24 protein-coding genes are annotated in these 25572 nt (G+C 70.2%); 14 read left to right on the forward strand and 10 right to left on the reverse strand.

Annotated features, from left to right (window positions below):
* Positions 1-26 precede the first annotated feature (26 nt).
* Both ABD798_RS15850 and ABD798_RS15855 read right to left on the reverse strand, forming a co-directional pair.
* Positions 27-518: a DUF4232 domain-containing protein gene (locus ABD798_RS15850; RefSeq protein WP_344875357.1), complete on the reverse strand. Its 492-nt coding sequence runs from the start codon at positions 516-518 to the stop codon at positions 27-29.
* A gap of 164 nt (positions 519-682) precedes the next feature.
* The gene (locus ABD798_RS15855; protein ID WP_344875359.1) at positions 683-1174 is read right to left on the reverse strand and encodes a MarR family winged helix-turn-helix transcriptional regulator; all 492 of its coding nucleotides are present in this window, start codon (positions 1172-1174) and stop codon (positions 683-685) included.
* Between the two features lie 115 nt (positions 1175-1289).
* On the opposite strand from ABD798_RS15855, the gene ABD798_RS15860 reads away from it, so the two are divergent.
* The 5 genes from ABD798_RS15860 (at position 1290) to ABD798_RS15880 (ending at position 4710) form a co-directional block, all read left to right on the forward strand.
* Complete coding sequence (locus ABD798_RS15860) at positions 1290-1847, forward strand: YceI family protein (protein ID WP_344875361.1); 558 nt, start codon at positions 1290-1292, stop codon at positions 1845-1847.
* Between the two features lie 84 nt (positions 1848-1931).
* Entirely contained in the window at positions 1932-2255 is a 324-nt protein-coding gene (locus ABD798_RS15865) for a hypothetical protein (protein ID WP_344875363.1), read from the forward strand.
* 74 nt (positions 2256-2329) lie between these two features.
* Complete coding sequence (locus ABD798_RS15870) at positions 2330-3655, forward strand: hypothetical protein (RefSeq protein ID WP_344875365.1); 1326 nt, start codon at positions 2330-2332, stop codon at positions 3653-3655.
* Positions 3656-3763: 108 nt separating this feature from the next.
* Positions 3764-4165, forward strand: a complete 402-nt coding sequence (locus ABD798_RS15875; RefSeq protein ID WP_344875367.1) for a hypothetical protein — start codon at positions 3764-3766, stop codon at positions 4163-4165.
* 317 nt (positions 4166-4482) lie between these two features.
* On the forward strand, positions 4483-4710 hold the full coding sequence (locus ABD798_RS15880) for a hypothetical protein (RefSeq protein WP_086822773.1): 228 nt from the start codon (positions 4483-4485) through the stop codon (positions 4708-4710).
* Between the two features lie 54 nt (positions 4711-4764).
* Here the strand turns inward: ABD798_RS15880 and ABD798_RS15885 are convergent, their stop codons facing one another.
* The 4 genes from ABD798_RS15885 to ABD798_RS15900 form a co-directional block, all read right to left on the reverse strand.
* Positions 4765-5958 (reverse strand): RtcB family protein, encoded by a 1194-nt coding sequence (locus tag ABD798_RS15885; RefSeq protein WP_344875368.1) that lies wholly within the window; start codon positions 5956-5958, stop codon positions 4765-4767.
* A gap of 191 nt (positions 5959-6149) precedes the next feature.
* Entirely contained in the window at positions 6150-7640 is a 1491-nt protein-coding gene (locus ABD798_RS15890) for an aldehyde dehydrogenase (NADP(+)) (RefSeq protein WP_344875370.1), read from the reverse strand.
* Entirely contained in the window at positions 7637-8452 is an 816-nt protein-coding gene (locus ABD798_RS15895) for an NAD-dependent epimerase/dehydratase family protein (protein WP_344875372.1), read from the reverse strand. Before ABD798_RS15895 ends, ABD798_RS15890 begins: the two co-directional genes overlap by 4 nt.
* A 15-nt stretch (positions 8453-8467) precedes the next feature.
* Entirely contained in the window at positions 8468-9265 is a 798-nt protein-coding gene (locus ABD798_RS15900; RefSeq protein WP_344875374.1) for an IclR family transcriptional regulator, read from the reverse strand.
* Between the two features lie 126 nt (positions 9266-9391).
* Between ABD798_RS15900 and ABD798_RS15905 the strand changes: the two genes are divergently transcribed.
* The 8 genes from ABD798_RS15905 to ABD798_RS15940 all read left to right on the forward strand — a co-directional run bounded on the left by ABD798_RS15905 (position 9392) and on the right by ABD798_RS15940 (position 17330).
* A complete protein-coding gene (locus ABD798_RS15905) occupies positions 9392-10711 on the forward strand; it encodes an ABC transporter substrate-binding protein (RefSeq protein ID WP_344875376.1) in 1320 nt (439 codons plus the stop codon).
* Positions 10708-11664 (forward strand): carbohydrate ABC transporter permease, encoded by a 957-nt coding sequence (locus ABD798_RS15910; RefSeq protein WP_344875378.1) that lies wholly within the window; start codon positions 10708-10710, stop codon positions 11662-11664. The genes ABD798_RS15905 and ABD798_RS15910 overlap by 4 nt, the downstream gene beginning before the upstream one ends.
* Positions 11661-12518: a carbohydrate ABC transporter permease gene (locus tag ABD798_RS15915; protein ID WP_344875380.1), complete on the forward strand. Its 858-nt coding sequence runs from the start codon at positions 11661-11663 to the stop codon at positions 12516-12518. Before ABD798_RS15910 ends, ABD798_RS15915 begins: the two co-directional genes overlap by 4 nt.
* A 17-nt stretch (positions 12519-12535) precedes the next feature.
* Positions 12536-13435, forward strand: coding sequence for a 5-dehydro-4-deoxyglucarate dehydratase (locus ABD798_RS15920; RefSeq protein ID WP_344875382.1), 900 nt, complete (start codon positions 12536-12538; stop codon positions 13433-13435).
* A complete protein-coding gene (locus ABD798_RS15925) occupies positions 13432-14691 on the forward strand; it encodes a glucarate dehydratase family protein (RefSeq protein ID WP_344875384.1) in 1260 nt (419 codons plus the stop codon). The genes ABD798_RS15920 and ABD798_RS15925 overlap by 4 nt, the downstream gene beginning before the upstream one ends.
* A complete protein-coding gene (locus ABD798_RS15930; RefSeq protein ID WP_344875386.1) occupies positions 14688-15827 on the forward strand; it encodes a hypothetical protein in 1140 nt (379 codons plus the stop codon). The genes ABD798_RS15925 and ABD798_RS15930 overlap by 4 nt, the downstream gene beginning before the upstream one ends.
* Before the next feature lie 139 nt (positions 15828-15966).
* Complete coding sequence (locus ABD798_RS15935) at positions 15967-16308, forward strand: PadR family transcriptional regulator (protein WP_344875388.1); 342 nt, start codon at positions 15967-15969, stop codon at positions 16306-16308.
* Positions 16305-17330, forward strand: a complete 1026-nt coding sequence (locus ABD798_RS15940; RefSeq protein ID WP_344875390.1) for a hypothetical protein — start codon at positions 16305-16307, stop codon at positions 17328-17330. Before ABD798_RS15935 ends, ABD798_RS15940 begins: the two co-directional genes overlap by 4 nt.
* Here the strand turns inward: ABD798_RS15940 and ABD798_RS15945 are convergent, their stop codons facing one another.
* Both ABD798_RS15945 and eccCb read right to left on the reverse strand, forming a co-directional pair.
* The gene (locus ABD798_RS15945; RefSeq protein WP_344875392.1) at positions 17331-19766 is read right to left on the reverse strand and encodes an FtsK/SpoIIIE domain-containing protein; all 2436 of its coding nucleotides are present in this window, start codon (positions 19764-19766) and stop codon (positions 17331-17333) included.
* A complete protein-coding gene (gene eccCb / locus ABD798_RS15950) occupies positions 19763-22387 on the reverse strand; it encodes a type VII secretion protein EccCb (RefSeq protein WP_344875394.1) in 2625 nt (874 codons plus the stop codon). The genes ABD798_RS15945 and eccCb overlap by 4 nt, the downstream gene beginning before the upstream one ends.
* A gap of 146 nt (positions 22388-22533) precedes the next feature.
* Here eccCb and ABD798_RS15955 point away from each other — a divergent pair, with 146 nt between their 5' ends.
* Entirely contained in the window at positions 22534-23010 is a 477-nt protein-coding gene (locus tag ABD798_RS15955; RefSeq protein ID WP_344875396.1) for a hypothetical protein, read from the forward strand.
* Between the two features lie 62 nt (positions 23011-23072).
* Here the strand turns inward: ABD798_RS15955 and ABD798_RS15960 are convergent, their stop codons facing one another.
* Positions 23073-24266 (reverse strand): hypothetical protein, encoded by a 1194-nt coding sequence (locus tag ABD798_RS15960; protein WP_344875398.1) that lies wholly within the window; start codon positions 24264-24266, stop codon positions 23073-23075.
* A gap of 60 nt (positions 24267-24326) precedes the next feature.
* The gene (locus tag ABD798_RS15965; RefSeq protein WP_344875400.1) at positions 24327-25550 is read right to left on the reverse strand and encodes a hypothetical protein; all 1224 of its coding nucleotides are present in this window, start codon (positions 25548-25550) and stop codon (positions 24327-24329) included.
* Positions 25551-25572 lie beyond the last annotated feature (22 nt).

Here is a 25572-nt window from a genome sequence, read left to right on the forward strand (position 1 = left end):
GGGCACGACCGGCTGATCCGCGTGGATCAGGCGCCGGTGCGGACCTCGGTCACGCCGATCGGGCCGGTGATCGCGGCAGGCCACGCGGTCTCCACGCGCTCGGTGCTGCCGGGCAGCGTGAGCTGGAGCTTGGTGGCGGGCAGGCGGTCGCCCTCCAGCCGGGTGCGCACGAACACGTGCGCCGGGGTGCCGGGGGAGACGGTCACGGCCGGACCGGACGCGGGCTCGCCGGCCTCGCGGTCGAAGGGCAGCGCCAGGCCCTTGGCGTCGGAGAACACCAGGTTGGTCGGGGCGCCCTGGAGCGTGCAGGTGGCGCCGGTGGAGGCGAACTCCACCCGCCAGTGGGCCTTGCCGAAGCCCGAGTCGCTGTAACCGGCGGTGACGGTCAGGTCCTTCGCGCCGCACTGCGCCGCCCCGATCGGGGAAGCCTGGGCGGGCGCGGCCAGCGCCAGGGCGCCGCCGAGAACGGTGGCGACGGCCGCTGCGGACACCAGGCCGCGGCGAGTGGTGGAAGACATGGGGTGCTCCTTCTCGTCAGGTAGGGGCTGTTCAAGCCCCTGATCAAGACGACGGAACAGCGCCATTAGTTGCACCAGGTGGTCCAGCTCACCCGGGCCGAACGGCCTAGTGGAGCCCCCGAATGGCCGTCACGCTGCGTTTATAGAGATCTTCTTTGTGATCTCTACTGAGTGGTTTCAGGGCACGGTGAATCGCACGGGGAATCGCCCCAGGACACGCGGAGCTTGTCGCAGAGCTCGCCGAGCTGCTGGACCTCGCGCGCGGTGAGCGGGTCGAAGACGAGCTTGCGGACCTCGGTGACGTGCCCGGGGGCCGCCGCGACCAGGCTGGCCATGCCCTCGTCGGTGAGCTCGGCGAGCTGGCCGCGCTTGTCGGTCGGGCACGACTTCCTGCGCACCCAGCCGAGCTTCTCCAGCTTCGACACCGCGTGCGAGAGGCGGCTGCGCGAGTACTCCGACTGCTCGGCCAGCTCGCTCATCCGCAGTTCGCGGCCGGGTGTCTCGGAGAGCCGGACCAGGATCTCGTAGTAGGTCAGCGGAATCCCGGTGTCGCGCTGGAGCTGGCGGTCCAGCTGCTCGTTGAGCCTGCCCAGCACCGAGACCAGCGCCCGCCACGTGCCCTGTTCGCCGGCGTCCAGCCACCGCGTGTCGCTCATGGGGGCCATCCTACCCGTCATGGTTGAACTCTCAATCAAAGTGGGCTAGTCTCCTGGTTGAGAGTTCAACTAAGCGGGGTTCGACCCCGGGTTCGACTACGTGAAGGACGACGCCATGAGCACCGCACTCCAGATCCCCGGTTACGTCGCTGGCACCTGGGCCGTTGACCCGGTGCACTCCAGCGTCGAGTTCAGCGTGCGGCACATGATGGTGAGCAAGGTCCGCGGCCGCTTCACCGAGTTCTCCGGCTCGCTGGTGACCGCGGAGAACCCGCTGGAGTCCACCGTCACCGCCGCCATCGACCTCACCTCGATCAACACCAACAACGACCAGCGCGACGCGCACATCCGCTCGAAGGACTTCTTCGACGTCGAGACCTTCCCGGAGATGACCTACCGCTCCACCGGCCTGCGCGCCGACGGTGACGACTTCGTGGTCTCCGGCGAGCTGACGCTGCACGGCGTGACCCGCGAGGTCCCGCTGAAGCTGGAGCTCAACGGCTTCGGCCCGGACGCCTACGGCGGCACCCGCGCCGGCTTCTCCGCGACCGCGACCATCAGCCGCAACGACTTCGGCATCGACATCGCCATGCCGATGGACGGTGGCGGCGTCGTGGTCGGCGACAAGGTGCAGATCTTCCTGGAGATCCAGGCCGTGCTCCAGCAGGGGTGATCACGGTTCGGCACGGCGAGGCCCCGCGCGAGCCGCGCGGGGCTTACCCTTGGGGAAGATCCGTGCGCCGGATGGGGTGATCAGATGGCCTTCACCGCCGACTTCCTCGCCCGCCTCAAGGAATGCGTCCTCGGAACCGGCCCCGTCGAGCTCGCGAGGCCCGACGCCGTCGCCGAGTTCGCCGACTACCTCAGCCACCTCCCCGAGACCGACCGCAGGCTCCGCTACCTGAACACCGTCGACGAGGTGTCCTCGGTGTTCTGGAACAGCGAGGAGATCTGGTCGGAGCTGGTGCCCGACTTCGGCGTCGAGGACCGCGACTGCGACGCCCTGCTCGACAGCCTCGTCGACGCCACCATCGCCGCCGAGGTGGACTCCATCGAACTGGGCCTCCAAGACCCCGGCTGACCCAGAGCCCCGCGTTCGTACCCGATGCCGCGTTGGTCACGACGACGCGCGCTGGTGGGCCGGGGTGGCAGGCTGTGGGCGTGGTGGGTGTCGTCGCGTTCGGAGTGGCCTGGTGGCTGGCGTTGTACCTGGTTTCCAGGGGCTCCAGGAAGCCCGCGTTGTTCCGCGCCGGGGTCGGCCTCGTGGCCTACGCGGCGGCGCTCGCGGTCGAAGTGCTCCTGCCGTACTCGCAGTCCCCGGACGTGCTGCTCGACGTCCAAGGCGTGCTCGTCTGCCTGCCGCCGTTGGCGTGGAGCGGAGTCGCGGTGGCGCTGCTGCCGTCGAAGTACGACCGGTGGTGGCGGATCGGGTTGGTGCCGTTCGGTCTGCTCGTGCTCGCGCCGGTGGTGATCGACACCGACGGGGCGCGTGTGCTCCGCGCGGTGGACGTGTTGCTGCCCTTGGTGATCAGCCTCGGACTGCTCGTCAAGCACCGCGACCGGGTCAGGCCCGCGCCCGTGCGCATGACGCTGCTCGTGGTGAGCATGTTCCTGGTGCTCGCCGCCGTGCTCGTGGTGCTGCCGACCTCCTTCCTGCCGTCGTGGCTCGTGGTCGCGGCGATGGGCGTGGACCTCGTGCTGCTCGGCGTGGGCATCGCGGCCTTCGACGCCTTCGACGAGGGGGAGTCGATCGGCGCCGACATGGTCCGGTCACTGGTCACCGCCGCCGTGATCGCGGCCGTCTTCGGCGGTCAGGTCGCACTGGCGATGGCGCTGTCCTCCGGCGCGACGCTGCCGTTGACCGCGCTGCTGCTCGGCAGTGTCGCCGCGGCGATCGCCGTCCAGGTGCTCGCGAACCCGCTCCAGGCGTTGCTCGATCGGGTGGCTTTCGCCGACGCCCCCGAACTGCGCCAGGCGCGGGTGGAGTTGCGCGAGGCCGAGGAGGCTTTGCCGCGCCGCGCGAATGATCCGGTTCTCGACGGGCTCGACGACGTGGAGTTCGTGAAGCTGACGCGGAGGGCGCTCGGCAATTACGGCGATCTCGGCAGGCTGGTGAGCAGTCCGCTCACGATGTTGCCCGGTATCACGGAGAGCCTGGCCGAGAAGAATCTTCCCGATCAGCCCCTGGAACGCGCCAACGAACTGAAGCGGTTGTTGTTGAACGGCATTCTGCGGCTCAAGCCGAACGAGGGCGATTTCGGCACGAGCGATGAGTGGCGCTACTACAACGCCCTCTATTTCCCGTACGTCCTCGGAGTGCGCCCGTACAGCCGCCGCGATCGCAACGACAAGCTCGACGACACCACCAAGCGCGCCTTGCAGTGGTTCTCGCGAACCGTTCCGGAACGCACGCTCTACAACTGGCAGAACGCGGCCGCCAAACTGGTCGCCGCGGGGCTGCGTCAGGAAACACCCAGGTGAGCTGCTGAAACTGGCAGTGGATGGCAGTGCCACGTCTGCTGTTGGCAGTGGTTTCCGACCTAACTTGGCTCTCGTCGAAACGACGTCAGAGCCCAGGAGGACGGACACATGAGCACCATCACCAACACCCGCAAGGACGCTTTCCTTCGCATCGCCATGAAGCTCGACGCGGTGGTGACCGGAGCGAACGGGATCGCCTATCTGCTCGGTGCCGCTCTTGTCGGTCCGTTGCTCGGGCTCCCGGCCGGACTTCTCGTCCCGGTCGGTGTGTTCCTGGTCGGCTACGCGGTCGCCGTGTGGTTCATCGGCACCAGGCCGGAGATCAACGTGAAGGCGGCGTGGGGCGTGGTCCTGGTGAATCTGGTGTGGGTGGTGGACAGCCTCGTCGTCGCGTTCAGCGACTTCTTCCCGCTGACCGGCTGGGGCGTGCTCTGGATCGTCGCCCAGGCGGTGGTCGTGGACGCTTTCGCGGTGCTCCAGGTGATCGGATTGCGCAAGATCACCCGCTAAGGTGATCAACTCACGACGGCGGCACCCCGGACGGGGGGCCGCCGTTCGTCGGGTGGCGCTCCGGTGATCAGGTGATTGCCGGTCTTCGCCCGCGTCGGCATGCCCACCACCCGGTCGGGTGCGCTATGTGCTTGGGGTACGTCTTTTCGGCCCAGCCGGGTCGACCACCAACCGGGTGACTCCGGTTGACCGGGCGGCCTGGCATCCGTGACAAGGGAGTGACACCATGAACGACGGTCCCAGGATGCGAACGTGCCCGGTCTGTCTGGGTTCGGGTGTCATCCCCGAGGACGACTACGCGACATGTGGGAGATGCGGTGGACTTGGCGAGATCCCCGGGTGAGCTCCACGACGGCGCCGCCTGCCGTCTGTGCGAGGGAACCGGCGACATCGTCTGGACCCAGCCCGTCCCCGTCTCCGGCAGCTACGAACTCCGCGAGATGCGCCACCCCTGCATCAACGGCTGCTCCGGCTGGTGGCACCCGCGCAGCGCCGAGCAGGACCGCGTGGTCGAGTCCATCAACGCCCCGGCTCTCGAAGCCTGAAGACACGACAAGGGCGCCCCGGACCACCGGGGCGCCCTTGCTGTGTGTCCGGCCCTAACCCTTGACGCAGACCACCTGGCGCAGCTTCGCGACGACCTCGACCAGATCCTTCTGGTTCGCGATCACCTCGTTGATGTTCTTGTAGGCGCCCGGGATCTCGTCGACGACACCGGAGTCCTTGCGGCACTCCACGCCCGCCGTCTGCTCGGCGAGGTCCTGCGCGGTGAAGCGCTTGCGCGCCTGGTTCCGCGACATCCGGCGGCCCGCGCCGTGCGAGGCCGAGCAGAACGACTCCGGGTTGCCCAGTCCGCGCACGATGTAGGACCCCGTCCCCATCGAGCCCGGGATGATGCCCATGTCGCCGTGCCCCGCCCTGATCGCGCCCTTGCGGGTCACCAGGACCTCCTCGCCGAAGTGGGTCTCCTCGGCGACGTAGTTGTGGTGGCAGCTGATCGCCTCGTCGAACTTCACCCGCGGGAACTGCTTGCGCACCACGTCGTAGACCAGGCGCATCATCACGGCCCTGTTCCTGCGCGCGTACTCCTGCGCCCAGTACAGGTCGTGGCGGTAGGCCTTCATCTGCGGGGTGTGCGCGAGGAACACCGCGAGGTCGGGGTCCGGCAGTGCCTGGTTGTGCTGGAGACCGCGCGCGACCTCCATGTGGTGCTGGGCCAGGACGTTGCCGATCCCGCGCGAGCCGGAGTGCAGCATCAGCCAGACCGCGCCGTCCTCGTCGATGCAGACCTCGATGAAGTGGTTGCCGCCGCCGAGGCTGCCCATCTGCATGAGCGCGCGCTCGGACTGACCGCGCACCGCGGGGGTGAGGTCCTCGAATCGCGCCCAGAAGCGGTCCCAGCCCGCCTTGTCGTTGTCGGCGTCCCCGGCGCGGAAGGCCACGTCGCCCTTGTGCATGCCGAAGCCGACCGGGACCGCCTTCTCGATGCCGGAGCGCAGCCGTCGCAGGTCGGCAGGTAGGTCAGCCGCGCGCAGCGATGTGCGGACCGCGGACATGCCGCAGCCGATGTCCACACCGACAGCCGCGGGCGAGACAGCGTCTCGCATCGCGATGACCGAACCCACCGTTGCGCCCTTGCCGTAGTGCACGTCCGGCATCACCGCGACGTGCTTCACCACCCAGGGCAGAGCCGCGATGTTGTGCAGCTGGCGCATGGCGATGGGTTCGACATCTTCCTCACGGGTCCAGAGACGGATGTCCGCCTGCTGACCGGGAATCGTCGTAATCGCCATGCGCCACAACGTACTTCCCCCGCCCGTCGCCCGCACCGCATTTCCGCGAGCCGGGGTTGGGCAGTCTTCAAGTACCACGAACCCCCTCCTCGACCGTCTTCAACCGCGGCCAACCTTCGGGGGGTTGGGGGTGGTTGGAGACCGCTGGGGAGGGGGTTTGGTGGTCTTGAAGACTGGGGAACCCGGCGCGGCTACGGGGTGATGAGCACGCCGTCCTCGCGGCGGGGGATGCCGAGCGGGTTGGCGTCCTGGAGCTCCGGCGGGAGGAGCGCGTCGGGCCACGACTGGTAGGTGACCGGGGCCAGCCAGCGGCGGATGCTCGTCGCACCCACGGAGGTGTGCAGCGGGGACGTGGTCGCGGGCCAGGGGCCGCCGTGGTGCATCGCCCAGCTCACCGCGACTCCGGTGGGCCACGCGTTGAACACCAGCCGCCCGGCGAAGCGACGGATCTCCTCCAGCACCGAGGCGGCCAGGTCGTGGTCGTCGGGGTCGGCGTGCACGGTGGCGGTCAGGCTGCCTTCGAGGGTGCGCAGAACTTCCGGTAGATCAGCGGGATCGTCAAAGGTGACAACGATTCCGGCCGGGCCGAAGCACTCCTCGGTCAGCTTCTCCTTGTCGGCGAGGAAGTCTTTGAGCGACACCTGGTAGAGCCGTGGGGTGACGCTCCAGCCGCCGTCGGAGTCCGAGCCGGTCGCGACGAGCCGGACCGACGGGTGCGCGGACAGACTGTCCACAGTGGACTCGTAGGAGTCGCGCATCCGCTCGGTCAGCATCGCGCCACCGCCGACACCGCCGACCGCCTCCGCGAAAGCATCCACAACGGACGAGGGGGCGAACACGAGGCCGGGGTTCGTGCAGAACTGCCCGACGCCCATGGTCAGCGACTGCGCGAAACCCGTTGCCAGCTCGGCGGATCGGTTCGCCGCCGCTGAGGGAAGCACGACGACCGGGTTCACGCTGCCGAGCTCGCCGTAGAAGGGGATCGGCTCGGGGCGGCCCTGCGCGAGGTCGAACAGCGCACGCCCGCCGGAGGTGGAGCCGGTGAAACCGACAGCCTTCACCAGTGGGTGCCGCACGAGCACGCGACCGGCCTCGGTGCCGTAGATGATGCCGAAAACACCCTGGGGCAGCACGGAAGCGACCACGCGCGCGGTTTCCTGCGAGGTCTGCGGGTGTGCGGAATGCGCCTTGACGACAACGGGGCAGCCTGCCGCGAGGGCGGACGCGGTGTCCCCGCCGGCGACGGAGAAGGCGAACGGGAAATTGCTCGCCGAGAAGACCGCGACCACGCCGAGCGGCTGGAGGATGCGACGCAGGTTGGGGCGCGGCGGGATGATGTCGGGGTTCGGCGAGTCGATGGTGGCCTCGCGGTAGCTGCCCTCGGCGAGCACGCTCGCGAAGAGCCGCAACTGGTTCGTGGTGCGCTTCAGCTCGACGGTCAGTCGCGGCACGCCGAGCGCGGTTTCGCTGTCAGCAGTGGAGATCAGCAGCTCGGACTCGGCGTCGAGCGCGTCGGCCAGCCGCTCCAGCACCGCGCCGCGCTCGGCGGAGGCCAGTCCGGACCACGCCGGGAACGCCTGCGCCGCCGCATCGACGATCTCGCCGACTCCACTGTCCGAAGTGGACGGGATCGGGTCGCCGAACGCCTTGCCGGTACGGGGTTCGTAGCCTTGAACGCTCACTTGCCCGCCTCCTTCCGCGCAGTGTCCATGTCGGGTCCGCACCACGCGCCGCCGACGAAGCGGTGCGGGTCCTCATCCAGCTTGGGCTCGCCGTGCTCAGCGATCAGCTCGGCCGCGTACTCCTCGGAGTCGTCCTGCGGGAGGTAGCCGATCGCCTTGGCCTCGGCCAGGCTGAACCACCCGCGCGTGTTGTCCGAGACGCCCCACACCACGCGGTAGCCCGGGTTCGGCGTGGACAGGCACGCCTCGAACAGCCGCGCGCAGTCATCCGGCGACATCCACGTGGACAACATCCTGGTGTCACGCGGTTTCTCGAAGCACGAGCCGATGCGCACGCTGATGACGTCCAAGCCGTAGCGGTCGGCGTAGTGCGACGCGATCGCCTCGCCCGCGACCTTGCCGACGCCGTAGTTGGTGTCGGGACGCGGGAACGCGTAGTCGCCGACCTCGCCGACCGAGCGCGGCACGAAACCGACGGCGTGGTTGGAGCTGGCGAAGATCACACGCCGGACGCCCTGCCTGCGCGCCGCCTCGAAAACGGTGTGCGTGCCGTTGATGTTGACGTCGAGGATGTCCTTCCACGGCGCCTCAAGGCTGTGCCCGCCGAGGTGCAGGACCGCGTCGACGCCCTCGCAGGCGCGCTCCATCGCGTCCATGTCGGTGACGGAGGCGCGCACGACCTCCTCCGACTCGCCCGCCGACAGCGCGGCGATGTCCAGCAGGCGCAGCACCCGGCCGGGCTTGGCCAGCCGAGCGCGCATCAGGGTGCCCACCCCACCGGCGGCTCCGGTGAGCAGAATCCGTTCTGACACAGGGAGAAGACCTTCCTAGAGACTGGTGAGACCGGGCTGGCGGAGCAGTTCGCTCAGGGTGCGCGAGGCGCCGAGCAGTGCGGAGATCACCTGGCGTTCGTGCTCGTCGTCCAGGCGCGCCACCGGAACCGAGCAGCTGAGCGCGTCGGTGACCGGGCTGCGGTAGGGCAGTGCCACCGCGAAGCAGCACAGGCCGGGCGTGTTCTCCTCGCGCTCGAAGGCGTAGCCCAGCGAGCGGAACTCGGCCAGCTGCGCGCGCAGTGCGTCGGGATCGGTCACGGTGTTCGCGGTGAGCGGCGCCATGTCCTCGGGCAGCAAGGACTCCAGCTCCTCCGGCGGGCGCGTGGACAGCACGGCCTTGCCGAGCGCGGTGCTGAAGGCGGGCAGCCTGCGGCCGACGCGGGAGACCACGCGCAGGTGGTGCTCTGACTCGCGGCTGGCCAGGTAGACCACGTTCGGGCCGTCGAGGCGGGCGAGGTGGACGGTCTCGTTGATCTCCAGCCGGATCTGCTCCATCAGCCGGATCGCCGTGCGCACAACGGGATCGTGATCGAGGTAGGAGGTGCCGACGAGCAGGGCGCGCACGCCGATGCCGTAGGTGCCGCGATCGGGGTCGACCTCGATCCAGCCGCGCGCGACCAGCGTCTGCAACAGCATGTACAGGCTGGACTTGGGATAGCTCAGCTCGCGGTGCAGCTCGGTCAGCGTCATCCTGCGGTCGAAGGAGGCCAGCACCTCCAACAGCTCCACGGTCCGGTCCGCCGACTTCACCGCTGCGGGGCGGCTCGTGCTCCCTGCGGCCGATTCGGTCATGACCGCCTCCTCGATTCCCCGTGCGCCGACCTCTTGACAGCGCGTGGAACCGATTCTTACAGTCCTCCCAACGCGTTCACAAGTACGACTCGCGTTCAGATATATGAACTCATCGAGGAGGCGTTGATGTCCGGACTCCGGCGTTCCGCAGCGGTCCTGGCGGCCGCGAGCCTCCTCGCGGCTGGCTGCGGAACCGGTGCGCCGCAAGGCGATCCGAACGCCCCGCTGGAGGTCTGGACGCGCAGCCTGGACGACACCGCGAAGGTCTACGAGAAGATCTTCGCCGACTTCACGGCCAAGACCGGCATCAAGATCGACTACAAGCCGGTCTACAACGACTTCGACAAGCGCATGCAGGAGCGGGCCGCCTCGAAGGACCTGCCGGACCTGGTGATCACCGACGTCAGCGCGCTCGGCGTCTACCAGTCCCAGGGCATGGCCACCGAGATCGACCGGGCCGGGTTCGCGGGCGGTGCGGACCTGGTCGAACGGGCGTGGGGCAACGCGAAGGGCTCGGACGGCAAGTACTACGGCGTCCCGATCAGCACGCAGGCGCAGGCCACCTTCATCCGCAAGGACTGGCGGGAGAAGCTGGGCAAGCCGGTGCCGACCACGTGGGCCGAACTCGTCGACCTGGCGAAGGCGTTCACCACCGGCGACCCGGACGGCAACGGGCAGAGCGACACCTACGGCATGCTCGTGCCGGGCTCGACGGATCGCGGGTACCTGGCGTGGTGGGCCTCCTCCTATATTTGGCAGGCTGGTGGTGACATCCTCGCCCAAGATGGCGGGAAGTACCGGGTCGCGGTGGACTCGCCGGGAACCGTTGCCGCGGTGGAATGGCTTCGCGGGATGTTCTGCGACACCGTCGCGGGAGGGCGTCCAGTCGTCCAGCCCGGCGCGCTCACCACGATCACCAATGACGCGCACACCTTCTTCGAGCAGGGCAAGGCCGGGATCTACCTGACCGGGCCCTACATGATGGGGCGCTTCGACAAGGCGCCAGGCAAGGACAAGTACGAGGTCATCGCCTCGCCCAAGGGCCCCAACGGTTCCGCCGTGCTCGGCGAGGGCGAGAACATGTACCTCATGGCCGGGTCCGCGCGGCCCGCAGACCAGAAGAAGCTCGCCGAGTTCCTGGTCTCGCCGGACGCGCAAAAGGCTGGTATGCAAGGAGTTCCGCGTCCCGTCGTGCGACTTCCGGTCAACTCCAAGGTCGACGTGAACGCCGTCTACAACGACCCCAGGTGGAGCACGGTCGCGAAGGTCTACGCCGACAGCGCCCGCCCGTTCCCGAACGTGCCGAACTTCCAGCCCTTCCGCCAGCAGACCGCGGAGACGCTCAACGCGCTCTTCGCCCGCTGCGGCATCGACATCCGTGGTGAGCTGGGCAAGCTCGCCGCGAACCTGAACAAGGAACTGAAGGCCCAGGGGATCGCGAAGTGACCACCCTGGCCACCCAAGACGTGGACCCGGCGGCTAGTGGCGGCGGTGCCGTCGGGCTCCACCCCGTGAGGCGGCGGCACCGTCGCCGCCTCACGGGAACCCTTACCCCATGGCTCTTCTTGGCCCCCGCGCTGCTCATCTTCCTGCTCTTCAAGTACATCCCGATGGCCGAGGGCATCCGGCTGAGCCTGTTCAACGTCCGCCCGTTCCTGGGCGACCTGTGGGTCGGGCTGGACAACTACATCGCCGTGCTGACCGATGAGCGGTTCCAGTCGGCGTTGGGGCGCACGCTGATCCTGGCCTTCGGGCAGACCGTCGGCTCGATGGTCCTCGGGTTCGCGTTGGCACTGCTGCTCGAAGGCTCCGCGCGGTCGCTGTGGTTCGTGCGCTCAGCGGTGTTCCTGCCCGTGGTGGCCGCGACGGCGGTGGTCGGCGAGATCTGGCGGCTGCTGTACTTCCCGGCCGATGAGGGCTTCTTGAACTCGGTGCTGGCGTGGTTCGGCATTGGGGCGCAACCGTTCCTCGACAGCCCGGACACCGCGCTCTGGTCGGTGATGGGCGTCGGCATCTGGAAGGGCGCCCCCTACGACATGGTGATCATCCTGGCCGGGCTCGCCGGGATCGACCGCCAGCTCTACGAGTCCTCCGCGATCGACGGCGCGACGACCCTCCAGCGGCTGCGCCACGTCACGCTCCCCGCGCTGCGCCCGGTCATCACGATTCTCCTCACCCTGGCGGCGATTCGCGGGCTTCGCGTGTTCACCGAGGTCTACGTGCTGACCGGTGGTGGCCCAGCGGGTTCGACGGACGTGTGGATGACGCGGGTGTTCTCGTTGGGCTTCGAGCGCAACGAACTCGGTGTCGCCTCGGCAGGTTCGGTGATCCTGTTCCTGGTGACGCTGTTGCTGACGTTGCTCGTGCAGTACTACCGACGCCGCAAGGAGGCTGTGTGAGCACGGGAGTCGCCCAGCGCTGCGACACCGCCCTCGGGTGGGGATCGGGTCGCGTCGGCATGGTGGGCCGGGCCGCGATGTGCGTCGCGGCGCTGCTCGTCTTCTGCGGCCCGCTGATCACCGTGTTCTCCGGCGCCTTCGACCACAGCCCCGATCCGACGAAGCTCTCCCTGCTGCCCAACAACCCCTCGACGATCAACTTCGAGGTCGCGGGCGAGCGCGGGATCTGGGGCTACCTGGTCAACTCGCTGGTGATCGCGGGCGGTGGCCTGCTGCTCCAGGTCTCGGTGAGCGTCTTTGCCGCATACGCGTTGGCGCGCAAGAAGTTCCGTGCGCAGGCGTTGGTGATGGTGGCCGTGCTCACCACGATGATGTTGCCCGAGGAAGTCATCGCGATCCCGCTCTCGTTGACCATCGGCCAGCTCGGGCTCAAGGGAACGCTGCTCGGCGTGATCCTTCCCTTGGGCGCGTGGGGTTTCTCCATCTTCGTCATGACGGAGTTCATGAAGGAGATCCCCGTGGAGCTCGAAGAAGCGGCCAAAGTGGACGGTGCGAGTGAGCTGCGGATCTTCGCGCAGATCGTCGTCCCGCTGTGCCGTCCCGCGCTCGGCGTGGTCGCGGTGTTCGGCTTCACCATGATCTGGGACCAGTACCTGCTCCCGCTGATCGTGGCCACCGAGCCCGCCGACTACACCCTCACCGTCGCGCTCGCCTCGCTGCGCTCCGACGACCAGGTCGGACCCGGTGTGGTGCTCGCGGGCGCGTTGCTCGCCCTGGTGCCCAGCCTGCTGGTGTACCTGTCCCTTCAGAAATCCTTCCTTCGCGGCATCACCTCCGGTGCGGTGAAGGGATGACTCGCGTGAGGTCTCACATGCAGCTGGATGGAGTGCTGTTCTTCCCGGTGACGCCGTTCACCGGGACCGGCGAGCTGGCCGAGGGGGTGCTGGCCGAGCACGTGAAGCACGGGGTGGACGCGGGCCCCGGCGGCGTCTTCGCGGCCTGCGGCACCGGCGAGTTCCACGCGCTGGAGCCCGAGGAGTACGAGCGCGTTGTCCGCGTGGCGGTGGAGGCAACGGCGGGCAAGGCCCCGGTCTTCGCGGGTGCGGGCGGGCCGCTTCCGTTGGCGCGCAAGTACGCGCAGATCGCTCAGCGCGCGGGTGCTGACGGGCTCTTGCTGCTACCGCCGTACCTCGTGGGCTCTCCGCCGGACGGGCTCGTGGACTACGTCGAGCAGGTGGCCTCCGCGACCGACCTCCCGCTGATCGTCTACCAGCGCAACAACGCGGTGTTCACGCCGGAGAGCGCTGTGCGAGCGGCGAAACTGCCCACCGTGGTCGGCTTCAAGGACGGCCTCGGCGACCTGGACCAGATGCAGCGCGTGGTGCTCGCGGTCCGCGACGCCGTGCACAAGCCGTTCCAGTTCTTCAACGGCCTGCCCACCGCCGAGATGACCGTGCCCGCGTACCGGGGCATCGGCGTGGAGCTGTACTCCTCGGCGGTCTTCTGCTTCGCGCCGGAGATCTCGTTGGCCTTCTACGACGCGGTCACCACCGGGAACACCACGCAGGTCAACGCCTTCCTCGGCGAGTTCTTCCGCCCGCTGGTCGAGCTGCGCGACACCGTCCCCGGCTACGCGGTCTCCCTGGTGAAGGCCGGAGTTCGCTTGCGGGGCCTGGAGGTCGGCTCGGTGCGCGCGCCGCTGGTCGACCCGACGCCGGAGCACGTGCGCGAGCTCGACCGGATCATCGGCAAGGGCTTGGAGCTGCTGTGAAGATCCGCGAAGTGGTCATCACGCCGATCGCCTTCGCGGACCCGCCGTTGCTGAACTCGGCCGGAGTGCACGAGCCGTGGGCGCTGCGCAGCATCGTCGAGGTGATCACCGAGGACGGCGTCTCCGGGCTCGGCGAGAGCTACGGCGACCAGGGCCACCTCAACCTGCTCAACGTGGTGGCACGTCAGCTCACCGGGCTCGACGTGTTCGCGACGAACGCCCTGCGCGCCAAGGTCTCCGACGTGCTCGGCGGCGCGAGCAACTCCGACAAGCACGGCCTCACCGGGCAGATCACCGCTGAGGGCACGGTCGACCGCGTGCTCTCGCCGTTCGAGGTCGCGTGCCTGGACGTCCAGGGCAAGATCCTCGGGCGCCCGGTCAGCGACCTGCTCGGCGGCGCCGTTCGGTCCGAAGTCCCTTACAGCGCCTACCTCTTCTACAAGTGGGCCGGGCATCCAGGCGGGCCGGACGACGAGTGGGGCGAGGCGCTCGACCCGGACGGCATCGTCGCACAGGCGCGCAAGATGATCGATGAGTACGGCTTCGGTTCGATCAAGCTCAAGGGCGGTGTCTTCCCGCCAGAGCAGGAGGTCGAAGCTGTCCGCGCGCTCAAGGAAGCCTTCCCCCATCACCCGTTGCGCATCGACCCGAACGCGGCGTGGACTCCGGAGACCTCGGTGCGCGTGGCCTCCGAACTGGCCGGGGTCTTGGAGTACTTCGAGGACCCGACGCCGGGCATCCCCGGTATGGCTGAGGTGGCGGCGAAGGCCGAAATCCCGTTGGCCACCAACATGTGCGTCGTGGCGTTCGAGCACCTGCCGGAGTCCGTCGCGCTGAACGCGGTGCAGGTCGTGCTGTCCGACCACCACTACTGGGGCGGCCTGAACCGCTCGCGCGAGCTGGCCGCGATCTGCCGCACGTTCGGCATCGGCCTGTCGATGCACTCCAACTCCCACTTGGGGATCAGCCTCGCCGCGATGACCCACCTCGCGGCGGCCACGCCGAACCTGGGCTTCGCGTGCGACACGCACTACCCGTGGAACGCGGCCGACGATGTCGTTATGCCGGGCGTGCTGTCCTTTGTGGATGGAGCGATTCCGGTGCCGACCACACCGGGGCTCGGCGTGGAGCTGGACCGTGACAAGCTGGCGCTGCTGCACGAGAACTACCTGAGCTGCGGTATCCGCCAGCGCGACGACACCGGTTACATGCAGCGCTTCGAGCCTGGCTATGAGAGGAAACGACCGCGTTGGTGACCAAAGTTCCCTATGCCTACACCTGGGACGTCGTGGGCGATCCGGCCGCCGCAGAACGCATCGCGAGCCTCGGCGTGGACGCGGTGGCGCTCGCCGCGTCCTATCACACGACGCGGGCCGCGACGCCGTTCCATCCGCAGCACCGCATGGTCAACGCGGCCCACGCCGCCTGCTACGTCCCCGTTCGGGAATCGGCGTGGACGGGGCGCTTGACGCCACCCGCGCCGAACTGGGCGCCGGGTGATTCTTTTGGTGAGGCAAGGAAAGCTCTGCGCTCGGCTGGGCTTCCGGTACACGCGTGGACGGTGCTGACCCACTCGACGCACCTCGGTTCCGCGAACCCGGATCTCTTGGTGCGCAACGCGTTCGGCGACCTGTACCCCTACGCGTTGTGTCCGTCCAATGAGGACGTTGTCGAGTACTGTTCAACCCTCGTGCGCGAGGTCGTCACGCTCGGCGAGCCGGAAGGTGTGATCCTCGAAGCCTGCGGGCCCTTGGGTTTCTTCCACGGCGGGCACCACGAGAAGACCGATGGCGCGGACTGGGGCAAGGTCCACCAGCAGCTGCTGTCGCTGTGCTTCTGCTCCGGCTGCCTCGCGCGCTACGCCAAGGCCGACATCGACGCCTCGCAGCTGCGCGCGGTCGCTATGTCTACTGTAGATGGACAAGCACCATCCACAGTGGAGGACGCCCTGGGTGGAGTCGCCGAGCGGGTCCGCGATGTGCGCACGGGCATCGCGGCTGACCTGAGGTCGTTGCTGGTCAAGGAGATCCGCGCGCTGGCTCCCGAGGCGGCGATCTCCGTGCACGGCAACCCCGACCCCTGGGCGGCCGGTCCCTTCGCCACGATCGCCCCGGCGCTCAACGAGGAGATCGATACGGTGGTCGTCAGCTGCTGGCCAGGACCGGAGGCCAGCATCCCGGGCATCGAGGCCGCACGCGCCATCGCGGGTGCCGATCGCGGGCTGGCCGCCTACGTGCTGACGCTGCCGCCGCGCGCGGCCGACGCCGACACCCTTCGCGCCGAGTTCGAGCAGTACCTCGCGGCGGGCGTGGACGAGCTGCACGTCTACCACGCGGGCCTGGCCTCCCCGGCTCGCCTGACCGCCGTCCGCGAGGCGCTCAGCTCCCTGTGAATCCGCGTGATTGACGGTCGTTGTCGCGGGTAAGCACCTATGACTGAAGGCCTGCTCGTCGAGCCCCCCGAGCTCGGCGGGCGGGCCTTCTCCATGAGCGGGTCTTGGTATATATCGCAAGGCGATGTATAGTGGACGTGTGGCGTCCGAGACGATGAACGAACAGACGTTCCTGGTGTTGACCGTGCTGGCTGAGGAAACGCTGCACGGCTACGCGATCGTGCGCGCGGTCGGCGAGCTGACCGAGGACCGCGTACGGCTGCGCGTGGGCACGCTGTACGGCGTGCTGGACCGGCTGGTGGCCTCCGGCCTGGTCGAACACGACCGGGACGAGGTCCACCAGGGCCGGCTGCGGCGCTACTACCGGCTGACCAACGAGGGCGCTCGCGCACTGCACGCGGAGATCGCGCGGTTGGAGAGCAACGCCAGGGCAGCGGCGACGCGCCTGCGGGCGTGGGGCTTCGAGGGAGGACCGGCATGACCGTGCCCATGACCGTGCTGGAGCGGCGTTACCGCAGGATGCTCGTGGTGCTGCCGAAGTGGTACCGGGCCGAGCGCGAGGACGAGATGGTCGCGGCCTTCCTGGAGGACGTGGACCAGGACCCCGACGCGGACGTCCGGCACGACTTCGGCTGGCCGGGGTGGGGCGAGTTCGGCAGCGTCGTGGCGCTGTCCGCGCGCACCCGCTGGCCCGGCCGCACCGGCAGCCCCCGCGCGCTGGTCAAGGGCGAGGTCGTCCGCCTGATCGGGCTGATCGGCCTGCTGCTGGCGTCGGCGTCCGCGCTGAACCAGTGGCTCTCCCGGATCGCCCCCGAGCTGTACGCCATCCACTACATCGGCGCCGACGGCTACATGGGCGCCTACCAGGGACCGATCCCGGTCATCTGGGACTGGCGCTTCGTGCTCGACGCGTTCCTGGACGGCGCCGCGGTGCTGGCGTTGCTGGCTCTGCTCTTCGGCGCGTGGCGCTTGGCGAAGGCAGGCGCGGCGGTCCTGTTGCTGACACTGCTCGCGTTCATGGCGGACGACCTGGCGGGCGAGGAGTTCGTTCTGGTCAACGCGTTCCTGTTCCACCTGATCTGCGCGCTGTACGCGCTGTGCGTCCTCGTCGGGTTCCACTCCGACGTCGAGCCGGTGAAGCCGAAGTGGTGGCTCGTGGCACTTGTGGGCATCGCCGCGCTGTGGATGAGCCTCGGCTGGACGACGTTCCTGATGATCGACGTCTACGTGCTGGTCGGCGCGGTGGCCTATGTGATCGTGCACCAGCGGAGGCTCTGGCGCGCCCCTGCCACCGGACTGCTCGCGGTCGCGGCGGTCTGCGCCTTGATGGCGCTCGAAAGGCTGGCCTGGATGACCGCCCACCTGCTCTACGGCGACCTGGTCTCGCTGGCGTTCGCGGTCGCCCAGGTCGCCGTGCTGGTCGTGATGGCGCTGTGGCTGCGGGCCCAGGCGGTCAAGGTGCTGCCGCCCGAGGCCCGCAGCCCGCTCAGCGTCGCGAGCTGATCAGCCCTCCCGAGGGGTGTACATGGCGCACAGGCGGTCCAGCAGCGGATCGTCTGCCAGGTCCTCGGGCACCCGGGGCGCGCACGAGAGCAGCAGGTGGAAGCCGAGGTCGTCGGCGATCGGCAGCAGCGGGCTCAGCCAGGACAGGCCGACCGGGCCCGCGCCGACGCCGTCGTAGTCGTCGACGACCAGGTACAGGTCGGGACCGCTCCACCAGCTGCGCTCGCGCACCGCCTCGGCGGGCACCTCCACCGACGGCAACCTGTTGCGCAGCAGGGCGTGCAGGTCGCGCAGCATCTCCGCGCCCGTCTCCGGGTCGTCCGCGTAGCCGACGAGGTGGTCGCCCAGCTCTTCGGCGGTGTCGCGCAGCTCGCTGCGGTAGTCGAAGAGCAGCACCTTGCTCTGCGTCGCCGGGTGCCGCTGCGTGACCTCGCGCATCAGCGCGCGCAGCAGCCCGGTCCGCTCGGGCCCGGCCTCGCCGAACACCGCGAAGTGCGGGTTCTCCGCCGGGTCCCACGTCACCGTGGCCCGCGCCGGGGGAGCGGGCTCCGGCTCAGCCACCGGCAACGGCGGCGGCTCCGGCGCGAGCTCGGGCAGCGGCGGTTCCTCGGCCGCCATGGCGGGCTGCGGGGACACCGCGCTGAACCGCGCCAGGGTGGCCGCCAGCGTCGGCAGGTCCGGGCAGCCCTGGATGCGCGGGCGCGCGACCTGGATGTCGTGGCCACCGGCCTCGACACCCCGGCCCGCCTCGTGCAGCTCCAGGGTCGTGCCCAGCTTGGAGCGCATCTGCCGGTCGATCGCCTGCCAGCTGTCGGTCGCCAGCGCCACGTGCACGCCGTGCAGCGGCCCCGATTCGACGAGGTGCTCCACCAACGGGACCAGGTCGGGGAAGCGTTCGCGCAGCTGGGGCCAGCCGTCGATGAGCAGGAACACGTCCGAGGGCCAGTCGTCCAGCGGCTCGCCGTGCAGCCTGCGCTGGCGCAGCACCTCGATCGACTCGATGCCCGCCGAGGAGAACAGCGCCTCGCGCGAGCGCAGCACCTGCCCGGCCCGGTGCACCAGCTCGGTGACCTGCTCGGGTTCTTCGCCGTTCGCCGCGCCCAGGACGTTGCCCAGCTCGCGGAGCGTGCTCAGCGGCCCAGCGCCCGGGTCGAGGTCCACCAGCAGGCATCCGACCTGGTCGGCGGGGTGCCTCAGGGCCAGCGAGGCCAGCAGCGTGCACAGCGCCGTCGACGTGCCGGAACCCGGCTGACCGTAGGCGGCCAGGTGCCCGTGCGGCCCCGCGAAGTCGAACAGCAGCGAGTAGTGCGCCAGCGCCCCGGGATCGTCGAGCACGCCGATCGGCGTGGACAGCCGCTCCTGCGGGGAGAAGTGCGTGTGCTTGGCCAGCAACCGGCCGTCGTCGGTGATCACCAGCGGGTAGAGCACCGTGTCCAGGTCGTGCGGCGCGGGCGGGGGCAGCCACGCGGTCGGCGGCGGCGGGCTCCACCCGGCCAGCGTCCTGACCAGCCGCGACGCCGAAGAGCCGCTGGTGACGGTCTGGAACTCCGTCATCCCGGTCATGCCGGTGCGCAGGAACCCGGTCCCCGGCTCGATCCGCGCGGCGTCGTGCGTGCCGAGCGCGATCCGCGAGGTCTCCTCGTCGTTGGTGCGCAGGGCGATCCGCCACGCCAGGTGGCTGTAGAGGCCGCGGAACTGCTCGGAGTCGATCTCGTTGGTGGTCAGCACCAGGTGCAGCCCGCCGCGCGGACCCGCCTTGGCCGCCCACAGCAGCGTCTCCCGCAGCGCGGGATCGGCCGCGAGCACGTCGTAGCCCGCCACCGCGCAGACGATCGCGGGCAGCTGCGGCAGGTTGTCCCCGGCCTGGATCGCCTCCTGGTACTCCAGGAACCTCGGGTGGCCGCCGTCCAGCTGGAGCTGGTGCCTGCGGTCCACCTCGCCCTGGAGCTGCTCGGTCATCCTGCGCCGCTGGCGCGGGTCGTGCGCCAGGTCCAGCGCGGTGCCGAGCACGTGCGGCAGCCCGGCCACCTCCTCCAGCTCCGGCGCGCCCCGGTGCCCGAGCAGCACGAAGTTCACCGACTCCGGCGGGTGCGTCAGCGCCAGTCCGAGCAGCACGTCGCGCAGCAGCTCGTCGCGACCGCTGCCGTCAGCGCCGACGATCAGGCCGTGCGGGCCGAAACCACCCGCCTCCACCTGCTTCAGGTCCAGCACCACCGGCGCCCCTGCCGGGTCGAGCCCGATCGGCGCGCGCAGCCTGCGGTCGTAGGGGCGCGGCGGCCACGCGGGCTGCGGGTGCAACGCCTCGATCCCGGGCACGCCGAGCAGGCGCAGCAGCTCGGGCGCGGGAGCGGGTGCCGGTGGCTCCGGGGCGGGCTCCCAGTGCTGGGGCTCGGCGGCCATGGGGTGATCGCGCATGGGGACGGTCTCGGGGTTCATCGCAGTGCGTCCTCCTCCGCGAGCGGCGGTTGCCAGACGGCGTCGGTGTTGCACGCGGTCTGCACCAGCGTCGAGTTGCCGTCGGGGCCGACGAGCACCGCGCGGCCCGGCGGCAGCGGGCTCGGCGCGACCGGCCCGAACAGCGGGCCTTCCTGCGGGTCACCGGAGAGCAGCACGCCGGTGGCCCCGGCCGCGCGCACGGCGGTGAGGATCGGTCCGGAGTGCGCCTTCGCCGCTCCCGCCGTCGACCGCGCGAGCACCACGTGCAGCCCGATCCGGCCGCCCTCGGGCAGCAACGGCAGCAGGGGCAGCAGCGGGTCGTGCGTCGGGCCGCTGAGGTGGTCGTAGTCGTCCACGATCAGGAAGATCTCCGGCCCCGCCCAGCCCTGCCCGGTGCCCTCGGCCGCCGCCGTGTCCGCCGCGGCCAGGCGCGCGCTCATCGCCGTGCACAGGTCCTCGACGATCGGTTGCAGCGACTCCGGGTTGGGCGCGAAGCCCGCCAGGTGGTTGCCCAGCTTGGTCGGCAGGTCGGCCAGCCCACCTCGGTGGTCGGTCAGCACGATCCGCGCGGCCCCGGGATCGCAGTTCTCCGCGATGCCCAGCATGAGCAGGCGCAGCAGGTTGGTCCGCCCGCTGCCTGGCTCGCCGTAGATCAGCATGTGCGCGGTGCCGAACGGGTCAAGCGAGACCGGCGCCAGCGACTCGTCGACGCCGATCGGGAACGCCGAGCCCGGCGCGGGCGGCAGCTGTTCCGGGCGCACCATCGTCGGCATCGGCTCCAGCCTCGGCACGCTCACCCCGGTGCCGAACTGCCTGATCAACGCGCAGGTCTCGGCGGGCGTGGAGGTCCTCGGCAGCACCGGCGCGGCCAGCTGGAAGTGCCTGGGCACCCCGGCGGCCCCGTCCGGCCTCGGGTCGAGCAGGACGCCCCGGCCGGGCACGTCCAGCGGGACCTGTTCGGCCAGCCTCGGCTCGACCAGCGAGCTCTGCGGCTCGTCGATGCGCAGTTCGAGGCGGGTCGGCACCAGCTCCACCAGTTGTGGGGGCAGGGCGGCCCAGCGGTCGGTGGTGAACACCAGGTGCACGCCGACCAGCGATCCGCGCGTGGCCAGCTCCAGCAGCGCCGCCTCGGCACCGGGGTGCTCGTGCAGCAGGCGCGGCGCGTTGTCGATCACCAGGAAGATCTCGCGCGGCAGCGGGCCCTGCTCACCGGCCTCCAGCAGCTGCCGGAACCCCGTCGGCGAGTTCACGCCGTTGGCCCGGCACAGCTCCGTGCGTGCGCGCGCGATCCTCGTCAGGTCACCGAGCACGCGGCGCACCAGACCGGTGTCCTCCGGCCCGGACACCGTGGCGGTGTGCGGCAGCCCGTCCAGCTCAGCGAGCTCGCCCCCGTCGAAGTCCAGGCAGTAGAACCCGGCCTCGCGCGGGGTGTGGGTGACCGCGAGCGTGGTCAGCAGCGTCAGCAGCGCGGTGCTCGTGCCCGAACCCCGGCGCCCGCACACGGCGAGGTGCCCGCCGCCGCGCGCCAGGTCCAGCTCCAGGCGGGGCAGTTCCCCGTCCGGCCCGCTGACGTGGTGGTCCAGCCTGCCCAGCGGCACGCTCATCCGGCCCGGCTGCCACTGGTCGGTGGACAGCCCGCGCTCCGGGTCGATCGACAGCCAGCCCACGACCTCGGCCAGCGGCATCGGCCGCAGCGGCGGTGGCCACAGCGCTCTCGGCCGGGGTGGGGCCCAGCTGGCCACCCGGTCGGCCACCGGCTGCACCAGTCCGGACTGGTCAGGGGCCTGGAACAGCACGGTCCCGCCGACCGGGCCGGTCAGCAGGCCCGCGCCCGGCGGCAGCCCGTAGGCGTCCTCGGTGCCCAGCAGCATCCGCGACTCGGCAGGAGAAGGCGTGCCGAGCACGATCCGGCAGGACAGGCTGCGCTCCAGCCCGCCGAGCGCGCCGGGGTCCAGCCGCTCGCCGGAGACCAGCAGGTGCATGCCGAGCGCCTCACCCTGCTCGGCCAGCCGCAACAGCGCGTCGCGCACCTCCAGCGACTGGCTGACCAGCACGTCGTAGTGGTCGACGGCGATCACCATCGGCCGCATCGGCTGCTGCTGGGCGGCCTTGCGGGCCTGGTTGTACTCCTCCATGCTCCGCGCGCCCAGCGCCCCCATCCAGCCCAGCCGTTCGTCGGCCAGCCAGTGCAGGAACCGTCCCAGCCTGGCGAACAGGCTCGGGTCGATGTCGAAGCGCGCGGGGTGCGGCGGGTACTGGCCGACCACGCCGAGCACCTGCGGCAGTCGCTCCAGCCCTCGGAAGGAGCCGCCGAGGTGGTCCACGAGCAGCAGTTCCAGCTGCGCGGGGTGGTGGTGCACGGCCAGGCCGAGCACCAGCGAGCGCACCAGCTCCGTCTTGCCGGAACCCGCCGCGCCCACGAGCAGCGCGTGCGGCCCGTTGCCGCCGTGGTGGCTGGGGTTGAGGTCCAGCGTCACCGGGGTGCCGCTGCCGTCGAAGCCGATCGGCACCCGCAGCATCCGCTCCGGCGGGCGCGCCGCCCAGCACCGCTCCGGGTCGAGCTGGTCAACGCCGACCACGGCTTGCTGGCGGGAGAGCTCCGCCTCTGCTGCGCCGGTCATCACAGTCCTCCGGGGAAAGGGCGCCTGCGCTGCCGGGCATCATCCACAGTGGCCAGACGGCCACCAGCCCGGATCAGCTTTCCTTGGCATCTCACTGAATTGTGGTTCCGAGCAACCCGGGGCCGGGGAGCTTCCGTCTCTATGGCATGAGACGCATTGCAACCGTAGTCGGCACCGGAGCACTGTTGCTCGCCATGGCGGCGTGTGGCTCGGAGGTGGGCTTCGGCGGCCAGCCGTCGAACCAGCCTCCCGCGTCCAGCACTCCCGGGCCGACCTCCGAACCGAACATCGCCATCCCGAAGCCGCCCGAGGGCGGCACCGCGATCCCGGACAAGCAACTGAACCCCGCCAGCCAGGACATGGACGGGTACAAGCGCCTGGTCTGGACGAAGGACCAGGGCGCGACGGTCGGCACCTACGGCCGCGAGGGCGGCTGCAGCAAGGTCACCGGTGAGGCCGTCGAGCAGACGGACAAGACCGTCAAGCTCCTGCTGACCGAGACCGTTCCGGCCAAGCCCCAGGCGTGCACGATGGACATGCGCTACCCACCGGTCGAGGTCAAGCTGACCAAGCCGCTGGGTGACCGCACGGTCACCGTCGAGCAGAAGACCGAGAAGAAGTAATGCCGCGTTGAAGGCGGCGCGACCGGCAGCAGGGGCCGGAAGCGCCGCCTTCCGCATCTCGTTCACTCGCCGAACACGGCGGTCAGCGCGCCGATGGTGACCACCAGCGTCAGCACGGTGACCAGGGTGTTGGCCCACCGCCACGGCTTCGAGCCGGACCAGAGCACCTCGGTCTTCGGTGCGGCGGGCACGCCCAGCGGAGCCAGGTCGGAGCGCATCGGCGCCACGTGCAGGTCCGTGCTGGACGCGCACACCAGCAGCGCCGCTCTGGCCACAGTGGACAGTTCGGGTCTCGGAGCGGTGTTCTCCGGAGCCTCCGTCTCGGCGAGATTTTCCTTCAACGCCAAGGAATCCAGGCGCTCCGTCCACCGCTTCGACCACTCCGCCAAGCTCGGTTCGCCGTGGTCGCGCTCCACCTGCGCTGCGAGATCCGCCCGCAGCGCCGCGAGAAGCCGGTCCTTGCCGAGCTCGTGAAGCTCCACTGTGGACAGTCCGTCGACCCGTGACGGCCAGCACCGCGTCAGCCCGAGGTCGAGCGCGTGATCGGCCTCGTCGGGCAGCGAGTGCGTCGCGAACACCGTCTCCAGCATCGCCGCCGACGCCACGCCCGCGTGCGCGATCGACCGCAGATCCCGCCTGGTGATCCGCATGTCCAGCGGGATGATCGCCGCAGTGGACACCGGCTCCTGCTCCACGCCCAGGTCGCGGAACACCGCTTCCCGCCACTCCGGCGGCACCGGTCCCCAGAACGCCCCTGCCCCGTCCCACGCGATCACGAGATCGGAGATGTTCGGCGCGTCGTCGAGATCCGCGTCCTCCGCCGTCGGGAAGCCGTAGTAGCCAGGATCGCGCCCACTCGCGGCGATGACACCCGTCGCAGCGGTGAGGACCGCCCTCGCCCGCAAGCCCTGAGCCACCGAGACCGCCGAGGAGTCCAGCCAGATCGCGGACACGCCGTGCGGGATCGACTCCGTGGTCTCCACCAGTCCGACGTGCCCGTCCTGACGCGCCAGCCAGGTCATGTCCCACGGCACGATCCCGTTGCGGCGCGTGAACAACGCCAGCACCGCGAGCACCAGCGCGGCGGTGGTGAGCACCCACCACGGCGGCGCGAACTCCGGGTTCACCACCGGCCCGAGCACCGCGCAGACCACCGACACGGCGAGCAGCGCCCATCGCGCGATGGGCAGCGCCCGGTCGCCGAACTCGCTGGAGATCGGCAGCGCGTACGCGGGCAGCCACGGGAACCGGTTCACGGTGTGGAGTATCGCCGCGCGAGCTCGATCCGTCGCGTGTTTTGCCGTGCCTGAACCGGATCAGGGCAGGATTGCCGACCCCGCAAGAACGAGCAGGGCTCCGGTGAGCACCAGCACCGCGCTGTCCAGCAGCCGCCAGCGCCGCGCGGACGGTCGCCGCAGCACGGCCACCGTGGACGGCCGCTCCGGCACGCCGAGCGTGATCAGCTTGGGGCGCAAGGGAACCGTGCTCACATCGGTCTCCGACGCCACCAGTCGCACGACAACGCTCGCCGTCTCGGACAGCTCCCGCATCGCCGCGCGCACCTCGGCTGGTGGAACACGCGCAAGCCCACGCTCGTACGCGATCGAGTCCAGCCGGTCCCGCCAGCGGCGAGCCCAGTGCGCGACCCGCAGCTGCTCCTCCTGGTCCTCCGCCGCGAGCTTCTCGTCCAGCTCCACCTGCGACGCGAGATCCGCGCGCAGCGAGCTGATCACCACGGCCTCCGCCAGCTCCCGATGTCCGTCCACTCTGGACGGCCAGCAGCGCGGATAGCCGAGCCCCAGCCGCTCGTCGGTCGCCACCGGCGCGGCGAAGCCGCCGAGCAGCTCCTCCAACCGGTGCCCCGGCGCGATCCCGGTCGTGGCGATCGTGCGCACGTCCTCCAGCGTGATCCGCCCACCGGTCCACTGCGGGGACGAGTCGGAGAACCAGCTCAAGACCCGCTCGCGCGCCCGGGTGAACCGCGTGATCCCACCGCTGAGCCCGATCCTCGGCGTGAGCACCTGCCCCGCGCTGTCCCGATCGGCCAGCACCAGCTCGGCGGGCTGCGTCTGGGCGAGCGCCAGGAACTGCTCCTCCTCGGCGTCGCGGCCGGTGCAGCGCAGCAGCCGGACGGCGGTCTCGCTCACCGGACGGGCGCGCTGCTCGGCGAGCACGGCGGTCATCTCCGGGCCGAACCAGGTCAGCGAACCGATCCTGGGATCGCCGGGAACGGGGTAGCCGGTGGTCAGCAGGCCGACGCGGCGCCCGTCGTTGACCGCCCACGTCACGCCCTCCGGCACCCGGCCGTTGCGACGGCCGAACACCGACAGCACCGCGAGCAGCACCGCGACGGCGGGGACGGCCCACCTCGGCGGCTGCACCCCGAACACGCGCAGCTCGACGAAGGCCGTCACCAGCACGACCACCGCCAGCAGCGCGAACCGGAGCAGCGGAAGCACGCGCACCGGCTTGTGGTGCAGCGCCACCGCTTCTCCTGGCAACCAGGGAAAACGGAGCCAGGACGCGGCGGGTCGAATCATGCTGATCAGTATCAGCGTTCTC

Source organism: Allokutzneria multivorans (assembly GCF_039537405.1).
GTDB classification, from domain to species: Bacteria; Actinomycetota; Actinomycetes; order Mycobacteriales; family Pseudonocardiaceae; genus Allokutzneria; species Allokutzneria multivorans.

Bases quoted from the DNA above. Each gene is read 5' to 3' on its own strand.
- ABD798_RS15850 (WP_344875357.1), bottom strand. From the start codon at position 518: ATGTCTTCCACCACTCGCCGCGGCCTGGTGTCCGCAGCGGCCGTCGCC.
- ABD798_RS15855 (WP_344875359.1), bottom strand. From the start codon at position 1,174: ATGAGCGACACGCGGTGGCTGGACGCCGGCGAACAGGGCACGTGGCGG.
- ABD798_RS15860 (WP_344875361.1), top strand. From the start codon at position 1,290: ATGAGCACCGCACTCCAGATCCCCGGTTACGTCGCTGGCACCTGGGCC.
- ABD798_RS15865 (WP_344875363.1), top strand. From the start codon at position 1,932: ATGGCCTTCACCGCCGACTTCCTCGCCCGCCTCAAGGAATGCGTCCTC.
- ABD798_RS15875 (WP_344875367.1), top strand. From the start codon at position 3,764: ATGAGCACCATCACCAACACCCGCAAGGACGCTTTCCTTCGCATCGCC.
- ABD798_RS15885 (WP_344875368.1), bottom strand. From the start codon at position 5,958: ATGGCGATTACGACGATTCCCGGTCAGCAGGCGGACATCCGTCTCTGG.
- ABD798_RS15900 (WP_344875374.1), bottom strand. From the start codon at position 9,265: ATGACCGAATCGGCCGCAGGGAGCACGAGCCGCCCCGCAGCGGTGAAG.
- ABD798_RS15905 (WP_344875376.1), top strand. From the start codon at position 9,392: ATGTCCGGACTCCGGCGTTCCGCAGCGGTCCTGGCGGCCGCGAGCCTC.
- ABD798_RS15920 (WP_344875382.1), top strand. From the start codon at position 12,536: ATGCAGCTGGATGGAGTGCTGTTCTTCCCGGTGACGCCGTTCACCGGG.
- ABD798_RS15940 (WP_344875390.1), top strand. From the start codon at position 16,305: ATGACCGTGCCCATGACCGTGCTGGAGCGGCGTTACCGCAGGATGCTC.
- ABD798_RS15945 (WP_344875392.1), bottom strand. From the start codon at position 19,766: ATGAACCCCGAGACCGTCCCCATGCGCGATCACCCCATGGCCGCCGAG.
- eccCb (WP_344875394.1), bottom strand. From the start codon at position 22,387: ATGACCGGCGCAGCAGAGGCGGAGCTCTCCCGCCAGCAAGCCGTGGTC.
- ABD798_RS15955 (WP_344875396.1), top strand. From the start codon at position 22,534: ATGAGACGCATTGCAACCGTAGTCGGCACCGGAGCACTGTTGCTCGCC.
- ABD798_RS15965 (WP_344875400.1), bottom strand. From the start codon at position 25,550: ATGATTCGACCCGCCGCGTCCTGGCTCCGTTTTCCCTGGTTGCCAGGA.